At 58.8% G+C, this 15,642-nt stretch carries 17 protein-coding genes; 8 read left to right on the top strand and 9 right to left on the bottom strand.

Translation table 11 applies throughout. The features are described from left to right. Window positions 1–82: 82 nt before the first annotated feature. The 3 genes from ampC to CUN63_RS02710 form a co-directional block, all read right to left on the bottom strand. Window positions 83–1,240 carry a class C beta-lactamase gene (gene ampC / locus CUN63_RS02720; protein ID WP_371928206.1) on the bottom strand — a complete coding sequence of 386 codons (1,158 nt, stop codon included), beginning with the start codon at window positions 1,238–1,240 and terminating at the stop codon, window positions 83–85. A 116-nt stretch (window positions 1,241–1,356) separates the two neighbouring features. Further along, window positions 1,357–2,700, bottom strand: a complete 1,344-nt coding sequence (gudD, locus tag CUN63_RS02715) for a glucarate dehydratase (protein WP_129437051.1) — start codon at window positions 2,698–2,700, stop codon at window positions 1,357–1,359. Window positions 2,701–2,724: 24 nt separating this feature from the next. Beyond that, window positions 2,725–4,071 (bottom strand): MFS transporter, encoded by a 1,347-nt coding sequence (locus CUN63_RS02710; RefSeq protein WP_129437050.1) that lies wholly within the window; start codon window positions 4,069–4,071, stop codon window positions 2,725–2,727. Window positions 4,072–4,352: 281 nt separating this feature from the next. Here CUN63_RS02710 and CUN63_RS02705 point away from each other — a divergent pair, with 281 nt between their 5' ends. Next, on the top strand, window positions 4,353–5,066 hold the full coding sequence (locus CUN63_RS02705) for a FadR/GntR family transcriptional regulator (protein WP_129437049.1): 714 nt from the start codon (window positions 4,353–4,355) through the stop codon (window positions 5,064–5,066). 240 nt (window positions 5,067–5,306) lie between these two features. On the opposite strand, the gene CUN63_RS02700 is transcribed toward CUN63_RS02705, so the two are convergent. Continuing rightward, window positions 5,307–6,215 carry a DMT family transporter gene (locus CUN63_RS02700; RefSeq protein ID WP_129437048.1) on the bottom strand — a complete coding sequence of 303 codons (909 nt, stop codon included), beginning with the start codon at window positions 6,213–6,215 and terminating at the stop codon, window positions 5,307–5,309. A 96-nt stretch (window positions 6,216–6,311) separates the two neighbouring features. On the opposite strand from CUN63_RS02700, the gene CUN63_RS02695 reads away from it, so the two are divergent. After that, the gene (locus tag CUN63_RS02695; protein WP_129437047.1) at window positions 6,312–7,175 is read left to right on the top strand and encodes a LysR substrate-binding domain-containing protein; all 864 of its coding nucleotides are present in this window, start codon (window positions 6,312–6,314) and stop codon (window positions 7,173–7,175) included. A 148-nt stretch (window positions 7,176–7,323) separates the two neighbouring features. Here CUN63_RS02695 and yegQ read toward each other — a convergent pair whose 3' ends face one another. Next, window positions 7,324–8,649 (bottom strand): tRNA 5-hydroxyuridine modification protein YegQ, encoded by a 1,326-nt coding sequence (gene yegQ / locus CUN63_RS02690; RefSeq protein WP_129437046.1) that lies wholly within the window; start codon window positions 8,647–8,649, stop codon window positions 7,324–7,326. A 163-nt stretch (window positions 8,650–8,812) separates the two neighbouring features. Here yegQ and CUN63_RS02685 point away from each other — a divergent pair, with 163 nt between their 5' ends. Next, window positions 8,813–9,874, top strand: a complete 1,062-nt coding sequence (locus CUN63_RS02685) for an AI-2E family transporter (protein ID WP_129437045.1) — start codon at window positions 8,813–8,815, stop codon at window positions 9,872–9,874. Here CUN63_RS02685 and CUN63_RS02680 read toward each other — a convergent pair. From CUN63_RS02680 to CUN63_RS02670, 3 genes are all read right to left on the bottom strand, one after another. Next, window positions 9,871–10,053: a hypothetical protein gene (locus CUN63_RS02680; RefSeq protein ID WP_129437044.1), complete on the bottom strand. Its 183-nt coding sequence runs from the start codon at window positions 10,051–10,053 to the stop codon at window positions 9,871–9,873. The two genes, CUN63_RS02685 and CUN63_RS02680, sit on opposite strands and share 4 nt — an antisense overlap. Before the next feature lie 100 nt (window positions 10,054–10,153). After that, complete coding sequence (locus CUN63_RS02675) at window positions 10,154–10,348, bottom strand: hypothetical protein (protein WP_003179723.1); 195 nt, start codon at window positions 10,346–10,348, stop codon at window positions 10,154–10,156. A gap of 235 nt (window positions 10,349–10,583) precedes the next feature. After that, window positions 10,584–10,955 (bottom strand): hypothetical protein, encoded by a 372-nt coding sequence (locus tag CUN63_RS02670; protein WP_129437043.1) that lies wholly within the window; start codon window positions 10,953–10,955, stop codon window positions 10,584–10,586. A 245-nt stretch (window positions 10,956–11,200) separates the two neighbouring features. Here CUN63_RS02670 and CUN63_RS02665 point away from each other — a divergent pair, with 245 nt between their 5' ends. Further along, window positions 11,201–12,055, top strand: coding sequence for a shikimate 5-dehydrogenase (locus CUN63_RS02665; RefSeq protein WP_129437042.1), 855 nt, complete (start codon window positions 11,201–11,203; stop codon window positions 12,053–12,055). An 8-nt stretch (window positions 12,056–12,063) separates the two neighbouring features. Beyond that, complete coding sequence (locus CUN63_RS02660) at window positions 12,064–12,582, top strand: cupin domain-containing protein (RefSeq protein WP_129437041.1); 519 nt, start codon at window positions 12,064–12,066, stop codon at window positions 12,580–12,582. A gap of 63 nt (window positions 12,583–12,645) precedes the next feature. Here the strand turns inward: CUN63_RS02660 and CUN63_RS02655 are convergent, their stop codons facing one another. Continuing rightward, window positions 12,646–13,293 carry a YceH family protein gene (locus CUN63_RS02655; RefSeq protein WP_129437040.1) on the bottom strand — a complete coding sequence of 216 codons (648 nt, stop codon included), beginning with the start codon at window positions 13,291–13,293 and terminating at the stop codon, window positions 12,646–12,648. A 307-nt stretch (window positions 13,294–13,600) separates the two neighbouring features. On the opposite strand from CUN63_RS02655, the gene CUN63_RS02650 reads away from it, so the two are divergent. Genes CUN63_RS02650 through CUN63_RS02640 form a run of 3 tightly spaced genes read left to right on the top strand, consistent with a single transcriptional unit; the run spans window position 13,601 to window position 15,642 of the window. Next, window positions 13,601–14,578 carry an NAD-dependent epimerase gene (locus CUN63_RS02650; protein ID WP_129437039.1) on the top strand — a complete coding sequence of 326 codons (978 nt, stop codon included), beginning with the start codon at window positions 13,601–13,603 and terminating at the stop codon, window positions 14,576–14,578. Window positions 14,579–14,626: 48 nt separating this feature from the next. Further along, complete coding sequence (locus CUN63_RS02645; protein WP_129437038.1) at window positions 14,627–15,367, top strand: glycosyltransferase family 2 protein; 741 nt, start codon at window positions 14,627–14,629, stop codon at window positions 15,365–15,367. Continuing rightward, complete coding sequence (locus tag CUN63_RS02640) at window positions 15,364–15,642, top strand: lipid-A-disaccharide synthase N-terminal domain-containing protein (RefSeq protein WP_008148397.1); 279 nt, start codon at window positions 15,364–15,366, stop codon at window positions 15,640–15,642. Before CUN63_RS02645 ends, CUN63_RS02640 begins: the two co-directional genes overlap by 4 nt.

The raw sequence follows: 15,642 nt of genomic DNA, 5'->3' as shown, positions 1-15,642 counted from the left end.
AAGGCCATCACATTCGACATCTATTTCGACTATCAGACTGCTATCGCGAGCAAGCTCGCTCCCACAGGTAAGGGGTACTAGATTACTTCGCCAGTGCGCTCAATATCGTATGAGCAATCTTGATCCGCTCAGGGTTCGGGTAGTTTTTGTTGGCCAGGATCACAATGCCGATGTCTTTCGATGGCACATACGCCACGTAGGCACCGAAGCCGCTTGTTGAGCCGGTTTTGTTGATCAATACGTTTTCTGGTTGAGGTTGCGGCGGGGTCAGCCACTGGACTTCGTGAGCCTCCATCGCCATCTGCGTCGAATTGCCAGCAAGCAACGTATCGAGGGTGACCGGATAGTGGTAGAACTCCCATCCCAGGCCTTGGGTCATGTCGCCGACCTTGTAATACCCGTTGTGAGTGATGGCGACGGCCCGCTGCATCGGCGTTTCAAGTCCCGACGGTTTCATGTTCACTTCAACATAACGAATCAGGTCCGCAGCGCTGGTTTTGACGCCATAAGCCTCCGAATCCAGTGCCCCCGGCCCAACCCGCACAGGCTTGTCATCCTTGTTGTAACCTTGAGCGTAAAGCCCCATTTGAGCCTGCGGCACCGTGAGGTAGGTGTGCTTCAGTCCGAGTTTCGGCAGCAGGGTTTTTTCCATCACGTCATCAAACGGTGCGCCCATGCTTTGGGCGGCGAGGTAACCGAACAACCCCAGGCTCGGGTTCGAATACTGCCGATGGGTGCCGGCGATGTAGGTCGGTTTCCACTGCTTGAAATAGCCGAGCATCTTGTCCGGTGCATCGGCATCGTCGGGGAATTGCAGTGGCAGGCCACCGGCGCTGTAGGTGCCCAGTTGCAGCACGCTGATGGTGTCGAACGCGCTGCCACGCAGATCCGGCAGCACGTTGCTGGCCTTGTCCGACAGGGACAGTTTGCCGGTGGCCTGAGCGTAGGCGGCGAGGGTGGCGGTGAAGGTTTTGCTCACCGAGCCGATCTCGAACAGGGTGTTTTCAGTGACGGGTTGTGCGCTCTCTTTCGAAGCTACCCCGTAGTTGAAGTAATACGGCTTTCCGTTGACGGTCACGGCCACGGCGATTCCAGGAACGGCCTGGGCTTGCATGACCGGTCGTACGGCGGCATTCACCACCGTCTCGATTTGATCCTGTGCGACGCATTGGCCGGTGGCGAGCAGCGCCACGCAAACGGCGAGAGTTTTCAGCCTATCCATGTTGGTTTGGTCCGTCATTGATTCGATTGCGCGCCATTTTAGGGGGTTAAACGCTACGCTCCGAGCGTTTTTTAAACCCGGCCGCCCAAAGGCGGGTCGGGCTGATAGTTAACAGGCCAGGCGCGACCGCGGACTCAGCGCACCAGACACGGCCGCTTGTTATCGAATTTCCATCCCGGAATCAGAAACTGCATCGCCACGCTGTCATCCCGGGCGCCCAGTCCCATGCCTTTATACAGCTCATGGGCCCTGGCCAACTGATCCATGTCCAGTTCGACGCCCAGCCCGGGTTTCTTCGGCACTTGTACGCAGCCGCCGACGATTTGCAGCGGCGCTTTGGTCAGGCGCTGGCCGTCCTGCCAGATCCAATGCGTGTCGATGGCGGTGATTTCACCCGGCGCGGCGGCCGCGACGTGGGTGAACATGGCCAGGGAAATATCGAAGTGGTTGTTGGAATGCGAACCCCAGGTCAGGCCCCACTCATGGCACATCTGCGCCACGCGGACCGAACCCTGCATGGTCCAGAAGTGCGGGTCGGCCAGGGGAATGTCCACTGATTGCAACTGGATCGCGTGGCCCATTTCCCGCCAGTCGGTGGCGATCATGTTGGTGGCGGTTTTCAAACCCGTGGCGCGACGGAATTCAGCCATGACTTCGCGGCCCGAATAACCGTTTTCCGAGCCGCACGGATCTTCGGCGTAAGCCAGGACGTGATGCTGATCCCGGCACAGGCGAATGGCTTCTTTCAGTGACCACGCGCCATTCGGATCGAGGGTGATGCGCGCATCGGGGAAGCGTTCGGCCAGGGCGGTAACGGCTTCGATTTCGTCATCGCCACTGAGCACGCCGCCCTTGAGTTTGAAGTCCTTGAAACCGTAGCGCGAGTGAGCCGCTTCGGCCAGACGCACCACGGCATCGGCGGTCATGGCTTTTTCGTGACGCACGCGGAACCAGTCGTTGTCGGCGTCCGGCTCGCTGCGGTAGGCCAGGTCGGTTTCGTTGCGATCACCGACGTAAAACAGGTAACCGAGCATCTTCACTTCATCGCGCTGCTGACCTTCACCGAGCAAGGCCGCGACCGGCACGTCCAGGTGCTGGCCGAGCAGATCGAGCAGGGCAGCTTCAAGGCCGGTGACGGCGTGGATGGTGATGCGCAAATCGAACGTTTGTAACCCGCGACCGCCGGCATCGCGATCGGCGAAGGTCTGGCGCACTTGATTGAGGATCTTCTGGTAGGTGCCGATCGGACTGCCGACCACCAGGCTGCGCGCATCTTCCAGGGTCTGGCGAATGCGCTCGCCGCCCGGTACTTCACCGACGCCGGTGTGACCGGCGTTGTCCTTGAGGATCACGATGTTGCGGGTGAAAAACGGCCCGTGGGCGCCGCTCAGGTTGAGCAACATGCCGTCGTGGCCGGCCACCGGAACAACCTGCATGCTGGTGATGATCGGGGCTTTGGCGGTTTCTTGTGTGTTCATTGTTATGTCCTTCAAAACAGATGTTCAGGCGAGGTTGGGCGCTTGTTTGGCCGATGCAATGGCAGGTGCGGATTTCGGTTTATTGCGTGCGGCGAAGACGATGATCGCGGCAATGATCGAGGTCGCGGCCAGGCCGTACAGCCCGCCCTGAATCGAGCCGGTTCGTTCTTCCAGCAGGCCGAACGTCGTCGGCGCGACGAAGCCACCGAGGTTGCCCACCGAGTTGATCAGCGCGATCACGCCGGCAGCGATCCGCGCATCCAGATAGGCCTGTGGAATCGGCCAGAACAGCGACGACGCCGATTTGAAACCCAACGCAGCAAAGCAGATCGCAACGAAGGCGAAGATCGGCCCGCCGGTGGTGGACATGAACATCCCGGCCGCCGCGATCAGCAGGGCCGCGGCGACCCACGCTTGTTGATGCTTCCATTTGGCCGACAGCGAAGCGAAGGCGTACATGCCGACGATCGACAGCAACCATGGAATCGAGTTGAACAACCCGACCTGAATATCGCTCAGGTCGCCCATCTTTTTGATGATGCTCGGCAGCCAGAAGGTCGCGGCGTAGATGGTCAATTGGATGAAGAAGTAGATCAGGCAAAACAGGATGATCTGGCGATCCTTGAGCAGCGTGCCCAGTGACGGTTTGATCGGCGTCGCGGCTTCGCGGGCCAGTTGTTCGTCGTCGATGGCCTTGACCAGCGCGTCCTGTTCTTCACGGCTTAGCCATTTGGCGTCGTGGGGTTTGGAGTCCAGCCAGAACCAGACGAACACGCACAGCCCGACCGAGAACATCCCTTCAATGAAGTACATCCACTGCCAGCCGTGCATCCCGAAACCGCTGATTTGCAGCAGTAACCCGGACAGCGGGCCGGAGATCAGCGAAGCAATCGCCGAACCGCTGAGGAAGATGGCAATCGCCTTGCCGCGCTCAACGCCAGGTAACCAGCGGGTGAAGTAGTAAATCACTCCGGGGAAGAACCCGGCTTCGGCCACGCCCAGCAGAAATCGCAAGATGTAGAAGTGGGTTTCGTTCTGGATGAACGCCATGCAAGCGGCGACCAGGCCCCAGGTCAGCATGATGCGGGTCAGCCAGATTCGCGCGCCGACTTTTTGCAGGAGGATGTTGGAGGGGACTTCAAATAGCGCGTAACCGATGAAGAACAGCCCGGCGCCAAGGCCGTAGGCGGCAGCGCCGATGCCCAGGTCATGTTCCATGTGGGCGCGGACGAAGCCGATGTTCACGCGGTCAATGTAGTTGACGATGAACATGATCACGAACAGCGGCAGAACATGGCGTTTCACTTTCGAGATGGCGGACTTCAGGACCGAATCGGCGCCATCGTTCATCCCGGATATGGATGTATTCACTGCGTTATCTCCCACTGATTATTTTTATGCGGGGTGTGACTGGGTATCGCGATGTTGATAGACATCATACAACTACGTTTTTTCATCCCGCAAGAGCGGTTGTCCAACAAAATGGCGCTTTGTAGAGTATTTATTATTCTTTTGCGGTGATGCATGACCTTGATGATGGGCTCTAATACCCTGTTTGTTGAGTGTTGTCATACAAGTTGATTGACGTTTTCCTGAGATTCCCGTCGAACGCAGTGCTACGATTCCGGTAGCCCTGCTTTCGGATGATCGCCATGCAAGAAGACCTCGACGCGCCTGCCCGCAAGCGCACCCACAACCTGGCCCATGACCTGGTCGCCAAACTGACCCAGAGCATCTTGCTTGGCCAGATGCTGCCCGGGGACAAGCTGCCGTCGGAGAACACGATTGTTCAGGAGCACGGGGTCAGTCGCACGGTGGTGCGCGAGGCGATCTCGAAGTTGCAGGCGTCAGGTCTCGTGGAAACCCGCCACGGCATCGGCACCTTTGTTATCGAGCGAGCACCGGAGCAGGGGCTGCGGTTGAACGTCGATACCGCGCTGGGGGTGCGCAGCATTCTGGAGTTGCGCATGGGTCTGGAAACCCAGGCCGCCGCTTTGGCGGCAACCCGTCGCACGGACAATCAATTGGCGCAGATGCGCGAAGCGCTGGACGACTATCAAAGCCTGCTGGCCAACAACGACAGCTGCGTCGAAGCCGACAAGCGCTTCCACTTGCTGATCGCCGAAGCCACCGGCAACGTGTGCTTCACCGAAATCATGCAGCATCTGGGCAGCGCCATGATCCCGCGCACCCGCGTCAATGCCGCCGAGCGCGGCGCAGTGGACTTGAGCAAGCTCGGGCAACTGGCCAACCTTGAGCACGAGGCGATTCTCAATGCGATCAAACGCCAGGATCCGGACGCGGCGCGGGCGGCGATGTGGCTGCACCTGACCAACAGCCGCGACCGGTTTTCGGCCGATCGCTGACTACCGTTTGTCTACTCGATAGCACCTCATCCGCGGCCCTGCTTCCATCGAGTACGGCCCAGAACAGAACCCGGTCAGTGCGCCGGATTTTTTGTGAAGCAGGCTAACCCAGTCATCGTTCTTCGCGAGCAAGCCCGCTCCCACATTTGATTTCCAGTGTTCATGTGATCAGTGTGGGAGCGGGCTTGCTCCGGGCGGCGTTCCGACGAAGGCGCCTGACGCCTCACCACAAATCAGCGATCAGATGCTGGCCACCGGAACCACCACCCGCCGCTCCAGGTTCAATGCCAGCACACTGACCAGCACCACCAGTGCTCCCGCAACGATCATCAACGTCGGCCGCTCGCCCAGCGCAAAAGCGGCAATCGCCATGGCGGTCGGTGGAATCAGATACAGCGTCATCGTTGCACGGCTCAAATCCACATGAGTCAGCACATACGCCCAGGCGAGATACGCAAGGGCACTTGGAAAAATGCCCAACCCGATGACCGCAAGCTGCACTTCAACCGGAGCGGTGATGACCTGGCTCACCAGCCCCGGAAGATAAACCAACAGCAAAAGCGTCCCGAACCAAACCGTGTAACACACCAGCGTCAGCCCGTCGTAGCGCCGCGAATGATGCTTCTGCAAGGCAAAGTAAAAACTCCACGAAACCGCCGCCAACACAATCAGCCATCCATGGGCGTCGATGCTCCCCAGTCCTTGATCCCCGGCCACCACAATCACCACGCCGATCAATCCCAGTAAAACGCAGCCCCAGCGCCACGCGCTCACCCGGTCCTTGAAGACGAAACGCGCCAGCAACGTGCTGAACAACGGCGTCGATTGCGCCAACACACTGGAGGCGCCGGCGCTGACACTTTGCTGGCCGAAGTTGAGCGCGACATGGTGCAGGCTCACGGCAAAGAAACCGAGCGCGAACAGCAGCGGCAGGTCACGCCTGTTCGGCAGGCTGATGCCTCGGAACACTGCGACCACCGCCATGAATGCTGACGCCAGCAGAAACCGCAGCAAGGCCAGATGACCAGGCTCATAGGCCTGCAAACCGATGTGAATGCCGGTCGGTGAGTAACCCCAGCAGCCGACCACAAATGCCATGGCCAGGAAGATTTTGACGGGAGAACCGGGGGAGGGCGTGAGTGGCTTCATGATCGGGCACCTGTAGGCGGATGCATCCAGTATCAGAAGCCTGACTGTTCTCCACAACTGACTTATAGTGCGTCAACTCTTCACTTTGGGTGATGTATGGAGCTGGCACAGATACGCATGTTCAAGACCGTCGCCGAAGTCGGCAGTATCGCCCGGGCGGCCGAGTTGTTGCATTGCGTGCCGTCGAACATCACGGCACGGATCAAGTCCCTGGAAGCGGAGCTGGGTGTCGCGCTGTTTCTGCGCGAGGGCCGAGGGCTGCGAATCAGCCCGGCGGGGCAGACCTTTCTGGCTTATGCCGCGAAAATTCTCGCCCTTACGGCGGAAGCCAAGCGCGCGGTGGACCCTTCGGCCAAGCCGTCCGGGCCGTTGCGCATTGGCGCCATCGAGTCGTCGGCGACCGGTCGATTGCCGCGTTTGCTGGCGAAATTCCACAAACGTTTCCCGGCGGTGGCACTGGAACTGACCACCGGCACCTGGGGCCAATTGCTCGACGACACACTCAGCCACCGGCTCGACGGCGCGATCGTCGCGGTGGATGTCGAGCGCGCACACCTCAAACGCACGCCGATGTACCGTGAGGAGCTACTGCTGATTGCCTCGACGTCCCTGAGGCCGGTGCGTGACATCGCGGATTTGCAGGACAAGACCGTATTCATGTGGCCTCAGGGTTGTCCCTACCGGGCGGCGCTGGAGCATTGGTTGCTGCGGCAGGGGCATGCATTGCCGATTGTCAGCCTGGCCAGTTACGGGGCGATTGTCGGCTGCGTCAGTGCCGGGGCGGGTGTCGCGCTGGTGCCTAAAGGCGTGTTTGATCAGTACGCCAAAGGCGCCGGTTGCGTGGGCTATGAGTTCCCCGAATTGACCGCCATCGACAACCTGTTTTATTGGCATGAAAACGCCGGGGTTCACCCGGCGCGGGAGGCGTTTGTGGGGATGTTGCGTCAAGAGTTCGCCTGAGTTCCTGTGGGAGCGGCGGTGCGGCGATCCGACTTGCTCGCGAAGACGGACTCACATTCAACATCTGAGTTGCCTGACACACCGCATTCGCGAGCAAGTCGGATCGCCGCACCGCCGCTCCCACAGGGATTGTGTGCGTTCTTGTTGATCATGCGACGCTGACATCGCGCATCAACAACCCAAACTGCAAATCCACCGCATCCGGAATCGGCAGATACACCGTATGCCCATCCCCCGGCGCCACCTCGACCGGCTCGCCTTTGATGTTTTGCAGATCATGCAAATCGAATTGGAAGTTGCCCTTGGGCGTCATCAGTTCCAGGTGGTCGCCCAGACCAAATCGATTCTTCACCTTGACCTCCGCCATCCGGTCACGCCGCTCGCCGGTCAGCTCGCCGACAAACTGCTGCCGCTCCGACACCGAACTGCCGTGCTGGTAGTTCTGGTATTCGTCATGCACATGCCGCCGCAGAAAACCTTCGGTGTAGCCGCGCTGGGCGAGGGATTCCAGGTCCGTCATCAGGTTGCGGTCGAACTCGCGACCGGCCACCGCGTCGTCGATCGCCCGACGGTAAACCTGAGTGGTCCGCGCGCAATAAAAGTGGGATTTGGTCCGGCCCTCGATTTTCAGTGAGTGCACGCCCATCTGCGTCAGGCGCTCGACATGCTGCACCGCGCGCAGGTCCTTGGCGTTCATGATGTAAGTGCCGTGCTCGTCTTCGAAGGCCGGCATCAATTCGTCGGGCCGATTGGCTTCCTGCAACAGGAACACCTGATCGGTCGGGGCGCCGATGCCCAGGGTCGGTTCGGGCTGGAAGGTTTGAACGATTTCGCCGAGCTGGTTTTCCGTGGCCTGCTGCGCCGAGTACTTCCAGCGACAGGCATTGGTGCAACTGCCCTGATTGGCGTCGCGCTTGTTCATGTAACCCGACAACAGGCAGCGACCGGAATAGGCCATGCACAAGGCACCGTGGACGAACACTTCCAGTTCCATCGCCGGGACCTGCTCGCGGATTTCGGCGATTTCTTCCAGGGACAGTTCCCGTGACAGGATGATCCGGCTCAAGCCTTGTTGCTGCCAGAACTCGACACTGGCCCAGTTCACCGTGTTGGCCTGTACCGAAAGGTGAATCGGCATCTGCGGATAATGTCGGTGGACCAGCATGATCAGGCCTGGATCGGACATGATCAGCGCGTCCGGCGCCATGGCAATCACCGGCGCCAGGTCTTTGAGGAAGGTTTTCAGTTTGGCGTTGTGCGGGGCGATGTTCACCACCACATAGAAGCGCTTGCCTTGAGCCTGGGCCTCGTGGATGCCGAGGGCCAGATTGGCGTGATCGAATTCGTTGTTGCGCACCCGCAGGCTGTAGCGCGGCTGACCGGCGTACACCGCATCGGCGCCGTAGGCGAAGGCATATCGCATGTTTTTCAGGGTGCCGGCGGGGGCGAGCAGTTCTGGAGGCAGGAGAGTCATGGCAGAGTCGGTCACAAAAGCCGCCGAGAGTAAGCGGCTTGCCCGCGGGGTTCATTGATCTGGATCTATGCTTGATGAACAAACGGATGGCACTCGCGCGAACCGTGGCGGACTAAGCATCAGGACGCGACATTGTGTCCTTGCGGACTGACATGGATCGGACATGAACGAAGAGACAGTACAAAACAAATCACTGGTGATCTTGCTAGGGCTGGTCACCGCCGCGTTTATCTGGATTTTGCTGCCGTTTTACGGTGCAGTGTTCTGGGCGGTGATCCTCGGCATCCTCTTCGCGCCCCTGCAGCGACGACTGCAACTGAAGTTCGGCTGGGAGCGCAATCTGACGTCGCTGCTCACCCTGAGCATCTGCCTGGTGATCGCGATTCTGCCGGTGATTGTCCTCAGTATCTTGCTGGTTCAAGAAGGGGCCGCGGTGTACAAGAGCATCGAAAGCGGCGAACTGGACATCGCCGGGTATGTGACGCATTTCAAACACAGCCTGCCGCCGTACTTCCAGCACTTGCTCGATCGGGCCGGGGTTGGCGAGTTGGACGGGCTGCGGGAGAAAATCATCAAGAGTGCAGTGACAGGCAATGAGTTTGTCGCCACGCAGGTTTTCAGTGTCGGTCAGGGCACTTTCGATTTTTTGGTGAGCTTTTTCATCATGCTTTACCTGCTGTTCTTCTTTCTGCGGGACGGCGCCGAACTGGCCCGCAAAGTTCGCGCTGCAGTGCCGCTGCAGGAGCACCAGAAACGTCGTTTGCAACTCAAGTTCAATCGCGTAGTGCGGGCGACGGTGAAGGGCAACCTGGTGGTGGCGATCACGCAGGGTGCATTGGGCGGTTTGATTTTCTGGTTTCTGGATATTCCGAGCGCGCTGCTCTGGGCGGTGCTGATGGCGTTTCTGTCGCTGTTGCCAGCGGTGGGGGCAGGGATCGTCTGGGCGCCGGTGGCGGCGTTTTTCCTATTCGCCGGAGCGATCTGGCAGGGCGTGGTGCTGGGGCTGTACGGGGTTTTTGTGATCGGCCTGGTGGATAACGTGCTGCGACCGATCCTGGTGGGCAAGGATACAAAGATGCCGGACTATCTGATCCTTATCTCGACCCTTGGCGGTCTGGCGGTCTTCGGCCTCAATGGCTTTGTGATCGGGCCGCTGATCGCTGCGCTGTTTATGTCGAGCTGGGCCATCTTCATTGAAACCAAGCCGCGGGTGCAGCTGCCTTAAGCGCTGATTTGGACTTGGCGGATGCGTTGCGACAGTGCCTGGGCAGCCGGCAGCGAGGTGAGCGGACCGCTGATCGGTTCGCCGTCCTGCACCAGGTACCAACAGGCGAGCAATCCTAGCTCTCTGAGCGGTGCGGGAACGGCGCTGCCGATAACGGACATGATCTGAACCTGGGACATAAGTACCTCCATCAATCAATGGAGCTACCTTACGGACCTGACGCCTGAACGGACAATCAACGCTTTCGATAGTCGTCATTGATGCCAATGAGTCATCGGTTCAGTCGACCACCAGGTCCAGCATATGAACCACTTCCTGCTCGTTGAGCAGGCCTTTTCGCACCAGGTTTTCTGCCAGCAGCGAAAGAAACTTGGCGCTGCGATGGCCTTCCAGGTGCTTGAGTTCGGTCAGTGCGTTGTACACCTTGCTGGAAGTGCACAAGCCGACAATGCGGTGCGGGTTTTGCGTGGGCATGAGGTCGTCCTTGTTTTTATCAACCTGTTGTTAACGGACAGATCCAAGATTGCGGACCTGACATGACATAAATATGACCGTTTTCCCCAAAGCGGGGGAAGGGTGGCGAGTCAATCTTGCCAACTTGAACCGCAAAGACTGTCCCGACAGCGACCTTGGCGAGATTTATCCAGACCTCTGCCGACGGACGGTCACAAAAAAGGCCCCGCTGTTGAGGCGGGGCCTGATGATTCCGTTACCAGCGGCCATAACCGTGGGGAGGGCCGTAGTACCCGCGCGGTGGACCGTAGTAACCACGTGGCGGGCCGTAGTAAACCGGCGGCGGGCCGTAATAGACCGGTTGTTGCACGTAGACCGGTGCCGGCTGGTAATAAACCGGTGGCGGGCCGTTGTAAACCGGTTGTGGCTCAGCGTAAACCGGTTGCTGTACATAGACCGGGCGGTTGCTGTTGATGATGGCCGAACCGACGATGGCCGTGCCAACGATCGCGCCAAATACCGCCGGCCCTTCCCAACCGTGACCGCCGTGACCGCCGCCAGCCTCTGCCTGCCCGGCGATAGCAAAAGCACCGATCAGCAAGGCTACTGTGGGGATTTTACGGATCATGATAGTTCCTCGGTTCTTCGCCCCGGCGCTTGAGTCTGCAATAGACCCAAGGATTGTCGCGGGGATACTTCTAAGACAGCGTTTTTTTCAAAATCAGCACAGCCGTTGGGTAAATTTTGTGTAAGGTCTGTACTAGTTTCTTTACGGTTCAGTGGGGCCGCGTGCAGACACGCCGTTATGATCGATCAGACCCGATGGATTGGCTAATCCCGTCCATCTGAAAGTGCTATTCAAGGAGATTTTTCATGCAGATGAACCCCGACAGAGACACCCAGCTGTGCATGTCGCTTTCCGCACGTCCCGGGAACTTCGGTTTGCGGTTTCACAATCATCTGTATGAGCAACTGGACCTGAATTTTTACTACAAAGCCTTCAGCAGTCAGGATCTGCCAGGCGCCGTTGGTGGCATTCGCGCCTTGGGGATTCGTGGTTGCGGCGTGTCGATGCCGTTCAAGGAGCCCTGCATTGCGCTGGTCGATGAACTGGATCCCTCCGCTGCGGCCATTCAATCGATCAACACCATCGTCAACACTAACGGCCATCTCAAGGCTTACAACACCGATTACATCGCGATCGCCCAGTTGCTTGAAACCCACCAGGTGCCGAAGCAATTGACCTTTGCCCTGCGCGGCAGCGGCGGCATGGCCAAGGCTGTGGCCAGTGCCTTGCGCGATGGTGGCTACAAAAATGGCCTGATCGTAGCCCGCAACGAGCGTGCCGGATGTGCGTTGGCCGAATCGCTGGGCTATCGATGGCAAGTGGAGCTGGGTTCGGAGCGGCCGCAGATGCTGATCAACGTCACACCGATTGGCATGTCCGGCCCCGAGGCCGATCAGCTGGCGTTCGATGTTGAAACCATCGCTGCTGCCGAGATTGTCTTCGATGTAGTGGCAGTCCCCTCGGAAACACCGTTGATTGTGCGCGCTCGTGCTGAAGGCAAGCGAGTGATCACCGGGCTGGAAGTGATCGCGATCCAGGCGCTGGAGCAGTTCGTGCTGTACACCGGCGTGCGGCCGACCGATGAGCAGTTTCACAAAGCCGTGGAATTTGCCCGAAGTGGCGTTGGCTCTCCTGGTGCCCAGCAAGCAAACCGTGACTGAGGTGACTCATGCATCCTGCCATTCTTAATCTGGATCAGGCCGAACTTGAACCGCTGCCCGAAGCGTTTGCCCCGACGGGAGACACCGCCGACCGCTATCAGCAACGGCAGGCGCGCATCGGCCAGCAACTTGGCGCGCAGAAGCTGGGTTATCGCCTGTACGTGCTGGAACCGGGGATGCGTGGCAGCCCGTTTCACAGTCATCGGGTCAACGAGGAGATGTTTTACATCGTGGCCGGGGAAGGGGAGGTTCGCTTGGGCGCCGAGCGCTTTCCCGTTCGCGCCGGTGATGTCATTGCCTGCCCGCCGGGCGGTCCTGAAACCGCGCACCAGATCATCAACACCAGCAACGCTGAGCTGCGCTACCTGGCGGTCAGCACCCAACAATCACCCGAAATTTGCGAGTACCCGGATTCCGGCAAGTATGCGGTGATGGACGACTTCAAGGTCGACGCCGAGGGCAATGCCTCGGGCTTCGTCGCCGTCGCCAGGCCGGCCGACGGCGTGGATTATTGGGACGGCGAGTAGAAGCACCGCAAACCTAATGTGGGAGCAAGCTCGCTTCCACATTAATATGTGCGTTGCACCGGGTTATTCGAGGCGGGCCAGACGCTCTTCCAGCGCCGCAATTCGCGCCTCAAGCTCTTCGATCCGCTCAACCGATACGCCACCACCCGCGCCACGCTCGGTCGGGTTCTGCCGTGCCGCCAGGATCGTTTCGATGTCCGCCGGGTCCCCCAAGGCGTGCATGTAGCGGTCTTCCCGCTGCCCAGCCTGGCGCGGAATCAGCAGTGCCAGATCGCGAGCAATCAGCCGTTCCAGTTGATGCACCACCTGTTCGGCATCTTCGAAGTCATGCATGCGGCCGCTGCGAGTCAGCAGTTCATTGACCGTTTGTGGGCCGCGCAGGAACAACAGCCCTGTCAAAATCACCTGGGCGGGCACTAATTCCAGGGCCTTGTCGACCTTATGCTCCCAACGGTCCGCACGGGTGCCCATCACCAGTTTGGTGAAACCACGTCCTTCGAGGGCGCGCAGGCTTTGGCCGACCTGACCCTGGGTAAGGTTCATCACCGGCTCGCGGCTGGTTTTCTGGTTGCAGGCAATCACCAACGCATTGAGGGTCAGCGGATAGGTTTCCGGGCTGGTGGCCTGTTTTTCGATCAACGAGCCCAGTATGCGGATTTCCGTGCTGTTAAGCCGCGGCTCGTCGAACGTTGTTTCTTGCTCAGTACTCATGGTTCTTTATCCTTCCCGGGGGCGATTTTTTCTCCTGCTGGCATGCACTTTAGATTGACGTGTGTCAATGGCAACTGAATTCGTCACGCCTTCTTGGCAATCATCACAAAACCTAAATGAATAATTAACGCTATTTTTACAATCCGACGAGCAACGTATGCATGGCCGAGAACTGGCGGGATTCATTGTGGGCATCTGGCAGTTCTCCCATCGACGATACAAGCCTTATTGACTGGACTATGGAGCAAAGCATGAAGCTGACGTGGGTATTGGCCAAAAACAGTGCGCTGACCGGCGCGTACTCCCTATGACCGTTCTGGTCACTGGCGCTGCCGGTTTCATCGGGTATCACACTGTTAAGCGTTTGTGCCTGGAAGGTCTTGAAGTCATAGGTATCGACAACCTCAACGACTATTACAGCGTTGAGCTTAAACGCGCACGGCTCAACGAGCTTGCGTCCTTGCCAGGCTTTCGTTTTCAGACCCTGGATATCGTCGACAAACCGGCATTGATGACGTTGTTCAAAGAACATCGTTTTACCGACGTTGTGCACCTGGCGGCCCAGGCGGGTGTTCGCTATTCACTGGACAACCCGGACGTCTACGCGCAATCGAACCTGGTGGGTTTTCTGAATGTGCTGGAAGCGTGCCGTCACTATCGCCCCGAGCACCTGATCTATGCATCAAGCAGCTCGGTGTACGGTACCAACAGCAAAATGCCGTTCAGTGTCGAAGACGCTGTCGATCACCCCATTTCACTGTACGCGGCCAGCAAACGTGCCAATGAGTTGATGGCTCACAGCTACTGTCATTTGTATGGTCTGAAGGCCAGCGGCCTACGCTTTTTTACCGTTTACGGACCTTGGGGGCGCCCCGACATGGCGCTGTTCAAGTTCACCGAAGCGATCCTCAACGGCCTGCCGATCGATATCTATAACCACGGCCAGATGGCGCGCGACTTCACTTACATCGACGACATTGTCGAAAGCATCGCCCGTCTGCGCCCACGGCCGCCGATCCCGGACGGGGAGGGCGACGGCGTTAACCGGATTTTCAACATCGGGCGTGGCATGCCGGTAGCTCTGCTAGAGTTCGTCGATTGTCTGGAATCGGCGCTGGGGATCAAGGCGCAGCGTAACTTTCTACCACTGCAGCCTGGCGATGTGGTCAAGACCTGGGCTGACGTGTCGGCATTGACCCAATGGGTCGACTTCCACCCTCAGGTGACGGTGGAAGCGGGTGTAGCGGAATTTGTGAAATGGTATCGCCACTTTTATCAGCGATGAAATGTTCGCCCTTGATAATAAGAAACCAAGGATTAAAGGGGGGACCCTATGAGTCATGAAATTTTTGTATCTGTACTGATTCCGGCAAAAAACGAAGCGAACAACCTTAAGCCCTTGATTGAAGAAGTGCGCACGGCCTTGGCCGACGAGGCGTACGAAATCATCGTCGTGGACGATGGCAGTACCGATGCCACCTTGCACGAATTGCGGCAGCTCAAAAACAGCGGCCTGAGCACGCTGCGTATCCTGCGTCATGAGCGTTCGCTTGGGCAAAGTACCTCGCTTTACCATGCGGCACTGGCTGCCAAGGGGCAGTGGCTGGCCACGCTCGATGGCGACGGCCAGAACGATCCTGCGGACATCCCCGGGATGTTGGCCTTGGTGCGTGGTGGACAGGGGATGGACGGGCTTCAGCTGGTGGCCGGGCACCGGGTCAACCGCCGCGACAACGCGAGCAAGCGCTGGGCTTCACGGTTTGCCAATGGTTTGCGCAGCCGCATGCTCAAGGACCAGACACCGGACACCGGTTGCGGATTGAAACTGATCGAGCGGGCGGCGTTTCTGCGCCTGCCGTACTTCGATCATATGCATCGGTTCATTCCTGCACTGATCCAGCGCCACAACGGCCGAATGATCACCCATCCGGTCAACCACCGTCACCGCACCTCCGGGGTCTCCAAATACGGCAACCTCGACCGTGCCCTGGTGGGCATTCTCGACCTGATCGGCGTCTGGTGGCTGATCCGGCGCACGCGCCTGAACGCCAATGCGCAGGAAATCGAAGGATGAATCTCTCCCGTGAAACCCTGTGGCTGGTGGTCGGCTTCGCCGGCCAGATAGCCTTTACCGGTCGCTTCGTCTTGCAGTGGCTGTACAGCGAATACAAGAAACGCAGCGTGATTCCAGTGAGTTTCTGGTACCTGAGCATCGTCGGTAGCGCCCTGCTACTCGCTTATGCCATTTACCGGGAGGACCCGGTGTTCATTGCCGGTCAAGCCTTTGGCTCGATCGTTTATCTGCGCAATTTGCAGTTGATTGCCCGCAGCAAACACTTAAAGGACTGA

This window comes from Pseudomonas sp. ACM7, assembly GCF_004136015.1.
GTDB classification, from domain to species: domain Bacteria; phylum Pseudomonadota; class Gammaproteobacteria; order Pseudomonadales; family Pseudomonadaceae; genus Aquipseudomonas; species Aquipseudomonas frigoris.
This window is presented reverse-complemented; position numbering and strand designations above follow the sequence as displayed.

Bases quoted from the DNA above. Each gene is read 5' to 3' on its own strand.
- ampC (WP_371928206.1), bottom strand. From the start codon at position 1,240: ATGACGGACCAAACCAACATGGATAGGCTGAAAACTCTCGCCGTTTGC.
- gudD (WP_129437051.1), bottom strand. From the start codon at position 2,700: ATGAACACACAAGAAACCGCCAAAGCCCCGATCATCACCAGCATGCAG.
- CUN63_RS02705 (WP_129437049.1), top strand. From the start codon at position 4,353: ATGCAAGAAGACCTCGACGCGCCTGCCCGCAAGCGCACCCACAACCTG.
- CUN63_RS02700 (WP_129437048.1), bottom strand. From the start codon at position 6,215: ATGAAGCCACTCACGCCCTCCCCCGGTTCTCCCGTCAAAATCTTCCTG.
- CUN63_RS02695 (WP_129437047.1), top strand. From the start codon at position 6,312: ATGGAGCTGGCACAGATACGCATGTTCAAGACCGTCGCCGAAGTCGGC.
- yegQ (WP_129437046.1), bottom strand. From the start codon at position 8,649: ATGACTCTCCTGCCTCCAGAACTGCTCGCCCCCGCCGGCACCCTGAAA.
- CUN63_RS02685 (WP_129437045.1), top strand. From the start codon at position 8,813: ATGAACGAAGAGACAGTACAAAACAAATCACTGGTGATCTTGCTAGGG.
- CUN63_RS02680 (WP_129437044.1), bottom strand. From the start codon at position 10,053: ATGTCCCAGGTTCAGATCATGTCCGTTATCGGCAGCGCCGTTCCCGCA.
- CUN63_RS02675 (WP_003179723.1), bottom strand. From the start codon at position 10,348: ATGCCCACGCAAAACCCGCACCGCATTGTCGGCTTGTGCACTTCCAGC.
- CUN63_RS02670 (WP_129437043.1), bottom strand. From the start codon at position 10,955: ATGATCCGTAAAATCCCCACAGTAGCCTTGCTGATCGGTGCTTTTGCT.
- CUN63_RS02665 (WP_129437042.1), top strand. From the start codon at position 11,201: ATGCAGATGAACCCCGACAGAGACACCCAGCTGTGCATGTCGCTTTCC.
- CUN63_RS02660 (WP_129437041.1), top strand. From the start codon at position 12,064: ATGCATCCTGCCATTCTTAATCTGGATCAGGCCGAACTTGAACCGCTG.
- CUN63_RS02655 (WP_129437040.1), bottom strand. From the start codon at position 13,293: ATGAGTACTGAGCAAGAAACAACGTTCGACGAGCCGCGGCTTAACAGC.
- CUN63_RS02650 (WP_129437039.1), top strand. From the start codon at position 13,601: ATGACCGTTCTGGTCACTGGCGCTGCCGGTTTCATCGGGTATCACACT.
- CUN63_RS02645 (WP_129437038.1), top strand. From the start codon at position 14,627: ATGAGTCATGAAATTTTTGTATCTGTACTGATTCCGGCAAAAAACGAA.
- CUN63_RS02640 (WP_008148397.1), top strand. From the start codon at position 15,364: ATGAATCTCTCCCGTGAAACCCTGTGGCTGGTGGTCGGCTTCGCCGGC.